Source organism: Meiothermus hypogaeus (assembly GCF_003574035.1).
Taxonomy (GTDB): domain Bacteria; phylum Deinococcota; class Deinococci; order Deinococcales; family Thermaceae; genus Meiothermus; species Meiothermus hypogaeus.
In genome coordinates, this window is the sequence record NZ_QWKY01000130.1 from 1 (window position 1) to 5,584 (window position 5,584).

Genomic DNA, 5,584 nt, shown 5'->3' on the forward strand with positions numbered 1-5,584 from the left:
TCGTCACCGTCCAATACAACATTCCCTCTCTGCTTGGCAACGGCTTTCAAACCAATCCTCTCCAAAATGTTGGTTTTTACCCATCATCACACCACTTCGTTACTCAACCGAATTCTTTAGATGAGTCCCGCGCACATCTTCCTTGCTCAGATCCAGTCGGCGCAATACATTGGGGTCAGGTTCCACCTGAATCTTGCAGTGCTCACAAATCTTGCGCACCAGGCGCTGGGCCAGCACCCCCACCAGGGCAGCAGAAATGTTGAAAAGCTCCACCCCCATCTCGTCCAGGCGGGTAACCGCGCCCGCCGCATCGTTGGTGTGCAGCGTGGCGATGACCAGGTGGCCAGTGAGGGCGGCTTCGGTGGCAATCTTGGCCGTTTCGGAGTCGCGAATCTCACCCACCATGATGATGTCCGGGTCCTGGCGCAAGAAGCTTCGCAACGCTTTTGCAAAGGTCAGACCGGCTACCGGGTTCACCTGGGTCTGGTTGATGCCGGGAATCTCGTACTCTACAGGGTCTTCAATGGTGGTGGTGTTTTTATCGGGGGTGGCAATGCGCTTAAGGATACTGAAGGTGGTAAACGACTTACCCGAGCCGGTGGGGCCGGTAATCAGAAAGATGCCATAGGGTTTGGAAATCACATCCTCGAAGCGCTGAAATACATCCTGTGCAAAACCGAGCTGCTCGATCTCGGGGATGTCGGCGGCTTTGCGCAAGAGGCGCATCACGATCTTCTCGCCGTAGACGGTGGGCAGGGTAGAAAGACGCAAGTCCAGGTCTATGGAACGGTCGCGGTAGCGCACCCGACCATCCTGGGGCAGCCTCCGCTCGGCGATGTCGAGGTTGGACATGATCTTGACCCGCGAGGCAATGGCCGGGCCTGCCCCCTTAGGCAGACGCATATACTCGCGCAGGCTGCCGTCCACCCGGATACGCACCAGAATGTCTGACTGGCGCGGCTCGATGTGGATGTCCGAGGCTTCCTGCAAAAAAGCCTCGCGGATGATGCTGTTGACCAGCTTGACCACCGCGTTGTCGTCCAGGCCGCTGGTGTCGGCAGCTTCTTCATCCTTTTTCTTGCCCTCGAACTCGCGGGCCAGTTCCTCGACCCCTGTTGAGCCGCCGTAGAAGCGCTCGATCAACTTGGTGATGGAGGCCTCCGCCGAGACCGCCGGCATCACGTCGCGCTTGGTGATCATGCGCAGGTCGTCAATGGCCAGGATGTTGCGGGGGTCTTTCATCAAGACCACCAGGGTGTTGCCTTCCAGGTGGTGCGGGAAGATGGTGTAACGCCGCACGGTGGATTCGGGCACCATGGTGAGCACCGAGGGGTCCGGGGGGGAGTCGGTGGGGTCAATGTAGGGGTAGCCCAGTTGGGTAGCCAGGCTCTTGGCCAGCATCTCGGGCTTGATCTTGCCCGACTGCACCAGGGTGTCTTCCAGGCGACCGCCGCCCTGCCGCTGCTTGGAGAGGGCCTCTTCTACGTCCTGGGAGGTGACGTACCCCAGCTCCACCAGCACCTCGCCCAAGGGCCGAGTCTTGCCCATACGGCGCTGCACCGAAAGGGCATCCTGGAGGGCCGCACGGCCCAGCTTGCCTTCCTGAACCAGGGCCTCGCCCAGCCGGCTCTTTTCGGGATAAGCCTTGCTAAACAAGGTTTCCCAGACTTTGGGCAGGGTCAGGACGAACCTGGTCGGGCGCTCGACCAGCTGGGCCACCGCGTGGCGGTGGCGGGGGTCGGCCAGGACAATCAGTACCTGCTGGCCGTCCTGGCGGATGGGCACCGCCTGATAGCGCAGGGCATCGGGACGCAGCAGGAGGGCCGTCAATTCGTTTTGCAGCTCGAGGTTGCCCAAATCCGTCTTGAACTCCAGCCCAGCCTGCTCGGCCAGCACCTGGTAGAGTTTTTCTTCTTCCAGTCCAAACTTGCCAATTAGCAGGCGGCCCAGCAGTTCGCCGGTTTTTTCCTGCTCGACCAGGGCGGCCTCGAGGTCGTCGCGGCTCAACCACCCCTTGCTCACCAGGATCTCGCCCAGTTGCATCTCGCCCGGCGAGACAGCCGAGGGCGGCGGGGGCACCGGCAAGCCTAGCTCGGGGTAGTGCAAAGCCAGGGCGTAGCGGAAGGAGGAAGGGGTGGTCTGGTAGGGTTCAATGATCTGGTTGGTGAGGTCTTCCAGCTCCTCCAGAACCAGGTTATCCAGCGGGTTGAGCAGGGCCACCCGCAGGGTACCGCCCTCCACGCTGAAGGGAATGGCCCCCAGGTCGCGGGCCCGCTCGGCGGGAATCAGGGATTTGGCCTCGGGGGCAATCTCCAGGCCCACCAGCTCCACCATCGGAACGCCGAAGGTCTCTTCGATGGCCTGGGCAATTCGTCGTTCGGAAAGCAGCCCCAGTTCGACAATGATGTCCGAGAGATTGCCCCCCACTTCGCGGTGTTGCTCGAGGGCCCGTTGGAGTTCTTCATCCCCCAGCAGCCCCATGTCCAGCAGGGCGGCACCCAATCGTTTGTCTCCAATGGTCAAGACATTCGCCATTCGACCCGTCCTCCTATGCGAAGCAGATGCTGCCCGGCGTGATGTGGTTGCAAATAAAGGGCAGGGCGCCGGTTCTTTCTTTGCGGTAGCGGGTGATACAAGCCATCGCTTCGTCTCCTTCTATTCTTTGCTTATTGTGGGCTCTTGGCGGGGTTCTTTTGGGTCAAATTCCTCATTTCCCCAAGCCGCCAGCCCCAAGCTGGGGTTTTGCAACACCCAGCGCTCGAGTTTTCGCACCAACCGGGTATATCCCATTTCCCTCTTAGAAAGAGGAGGAACCAGTACAGTATAGGCGCCAATCAGGTTCCCCCCCAGCACATCGGTAAAAAGCTGATCTCCCACCACGGCCACCTCACGGGGGGCAAGAGCCAACCGCCGCAGGGCTTTACGAAAGCCAAACCAGGGCTTGCCCGCCGGACCGAAACCCGGTACCCCCAGCTTCTCACACCAGTAGCGCACCCTGCGGCGGCTACCGTTGGAAACCAGCATGACCTGAATACCAGCCTCTTTGAGGGCCTCGAGCCATTCCAGTAGACCCTGGGGGGCCTCGCCATAGGTTTTGTAGGGTACCAGGGTGTTATCCAGGTCAAACAAAACCGCCCTCAACCCCCGCTCCCGAAGCCACGCGGGGGTGATGTCCATGACCGATTTGAGGCGGGCCCTGGGCCTGAGCACCCCAATAGTGTAACGAAAACTTGTGAAAGACTATAGGTCATCCGGGAGCGGATCGGAAATCTTGCCGGATACTCCAATATTGCAAATGGGTTTGTTTTGGTCTTCAATTTTATGGCTTTGGCAGCATAATCAAGGCCCACATGCGCCCGGTCTGTCCCTTATCGCGCCGATGAGAAAAAAATGCCGGGTCGGCATAGGTACAGCGCCCCAGGGCCCAGTAGTGCTCGAGGCGAATGCCCTCTCGCTGGGCCTGGGTTCGTATGGCCCGCTCCAGGTCGAGCAAGTACTTGCCCGGATACCGGGGGTCTGGCGCAGCAAAAGCCAGTTCCGCTCGCTCGAACTGCGCCAGCACTTCGGGCCCCACCTGAAAATGGGGGCCGCTGATACCAGGGCCCACCGCAACTCGTATATCCTCAGGGCGGCTACCCCAGTGAGATTTCATTAATTCGATGGCCCGGGACAGGATGCCCGAAACCACGCCACGCCAGCCCGCATGCAGGGCGCCTGCCACCCCTTTTTGGGGGTCGTGCAGCAGGATGGGGTAGCAGTCGGCCACACTCACCCGCAGCAGCAGTCCAGGGGTGGAGGTGAGCAAACCATCGCCCTCCCACTCACCCGCTGTCTCGACCAAATGTACAAGGTTGCCGTGAACTTGACTTAACCCAGCCAGGGGCGGGTTGCCAAAAGAGGCCAGAACCCGCCGGCGATTCTCCTGCACATGCGCCGGGTCGTCTGAAGTAGACAACCCCAGGTTGAGGCTATCGAAGGGGGCAGGGGAAACCCCACCCGCACGGGTCGTAAAGCCATGCGGCACTTCCAGCAGCGGGCTTTGTAGCATGACCATAGCGCTTGCTGCGAACAACCCCTAACGGAAGTTAACTCCCAAGCGCACATGGGGAATCAGGACACTGGCGCCAAACACACTGCCGCCCCCCACGGCAACCACGCCCTGCAAACCCCCTTCAATGAAGAAGCTCACCCCATCCCCGCCGAACTCGAAGTTGGCAAACCCTCGAGGGGTAAAGACGGCTCCGCCCCCGCCGCCACCCAGGACCAGATAGACTTCGCTACCCGCCCCCAAATACCACCGCGCACTCGAGCCCACCAGGCCCATGGGGAACAACAGATCCAGGGAACCAGAAAGCAGGGTGCCACCCCCTGAGCCAAAGAATAACAAGGGCAAGCCCGCTCCCAGACGCAAGTCTACTGCACCCGTGTCCAGGGTATACTGTGCTCCCAGCACATAAAGGCCGAAGGCACTGCGATTGCCCTGGGCCAGACCCAGCGAAATCCCAAACACCAGCACCATCAGAATAAGCAGTTTTTTCATGCTTCCTCCAGACCCGGGTTAGTGTGCACCCAAATCCGAATCAGATTAATAGCGCTATGCATGGTTTGCAAAGACTGATACCAGATTTGGTTGATTCGTTACCGAACGGTAACGAATCAACCCGGCCGAAGTTATCCGCGTAGCGGAGGGCGATACCGCCCCTTGGAAGTTATCCGCGTAGCGGAGGGCGATACCGCCACTTGGAAAGGGAGACGCTTTTTTCGCCAACCCACAGGGGTGTGCTCCAGGATAAAAAAAAGAAAACTTAATGGGTTTTTTGGTTTTGTAAGCTGTCTTTTTGAATCCGGTATGACATCCGACCAGCCCTAGCTGCAAGGGGGCTTGGGTTCCCAGTAGACCCGGACTCCCTATACATCACAAGCCAGACAAGACCCAGCCCCTACAATAACGGAGTGGATTTTTTCCCTTTGCCCGTGTTGGCTGTGTTCGCGTTTGTGCTGGGTAGCCTGATCGGCTCGTTTCTGAATGTGGTGATTTATCGCCTTCCAGCCGGTATCTCGGTGGTGTGGCCCCGCTCGCGTTGCCCCCACTGTGGGCATATCCTCTCCCCCAGCGAACTGGTGCCTATCCTCTCTTGGGTTTTACAAGGAGGAAAGTGCAAAAGCTGCCAGGCCCCCATCTCGGCGCGCTATCCGGCAGTGGAAGCCCTCACGGCGCTTCTTTTCGCTGCGGCGGCCCTCCTGCGCCCGGTTTTCCCCGACTTACTCTTCATCTGGGCTTTTATCGCTTTGCTGATAGCGCTTTCTTTTATTGATATTGATACCAAAACCTTACCCAACTCCCTTAACTTCGCTGGTATCTTGCTGGGCTTGTTGGGAGCCGGGCTGGTGGGTTATCCACAGGATTTTCCACAAGCCGTAGACAGCGGTCTGATGGGGGCTGGACTGGTGGCCTTGTTTGCAGGCTTTGGGGGCCTGCTTTACAACCGCCTAAAGGATGGCCCCCGCGAAGGCCCCTTTGGTTTACACCTGGTACACCTGGCTGCCATGGTTGGGGCCTGGGGGGGAATGCTGGGTACGGTGG

General features: G+C 59.4%; 5 protein-coding genes. 1 reads left to right on the forward strand and 4 read right to left on the reverse strand.

Annotated features, from left to right (window positions below):
* Window positions 1-99: 99 nt before the first annotated feature.
* The 4 genes from Mhypo_RS17110 to Mhypo_RS17125 all read right to left on the reverse strand — a co-directional run bounded on the left by Mhypo_RS17110 (window position 100) and on the right by Mhypo_RS17125 (window position 4,540).
* Window positions 100-2,535: an ATPase, T2SS/T4P/T4SS family gene (locus tag Mhypo_RS17110; protein ID WP_276309765.1), complete on the reverse strand. Its 2,436-nt coding sequence runs from the start codon at window positions 2,533-2,535 to the stop codon at window positions 100-102.
* Window positions 2,536-2,655: 120 nt separating this feature from the next.
* The gene (locus Mhypo_RS17115; protein WP_119342448.1) at window positions 2,656-3,210 is read right to left on the reverse strand and encodes a YqeG family HAD IIIA-type phosphatase; all 555 of its coding nucleotides are present in this window, start codon (window positions 3,208-3,210) and stop codon (window positions 2,656-2,658) included.
* Between the two features lie 109 nt (window positions 3,211-3,319).
* Window positions 3,320-4,054, reverse strand: coding sequence for a peptidoglycan editing factor PgeF (gene pgeF, locus Mhypo_RS17120; RefSeq protein WP_119342449.1), 735 nt, complete (start codon window positions 4,052-4,054; stop codon window positions 3,320-3,322).
* Window positions 4,055-4,075: 21 nt separating this feature from the next.
* Window positions 4,076-4,540: a hypothetical protein gene (locus Mhypo_RS17125; protein ID WP_119342450.1), complete on the reverse strand. Its 465-nt coding sequence runs from the start codon at window positions 4,538-4,540 to the stop codon at window positions 4,076-4,078.
* Between the two features lie 434 nt (window positions 4,541-4,974).
* Here Mhypo_RS17125 and Mhypo_RS17130 point away from each other — a divergent pair.
* The coding region (locus Mhypo_RS17130) for a prepilin peptidase (protein ID WP_240637346.1) at window positions 4,975-5,584 on the forward strand (610 nt) is incomplete at its 3' end.

Bases quoted from the DNA above. Each gene is read 5' to 3' on its own strand.
- Mhypo_RS17110 (WP_276309765.1), bottom strand. From the start codon at position 2,535: ATGGCGAATGTCTTGACCATTGGAGACAAACGATTGGGTGCCGCCCTG.
- pgeF (WP_119342449.1), bottom strand. From the start codon at position 4,054: ATGGTCATGCTACAAAGCCCGCTGCTGGAAGTGCCGCATGGCTTTACG.
- Mhypo_RS17125 (WP_119342450.1), bottom strand. From the start codon at position 4,540: ATGAAAAAACTGCTTATTCTGATGGTGCTGGTGTTTGGGATTTCGCTG.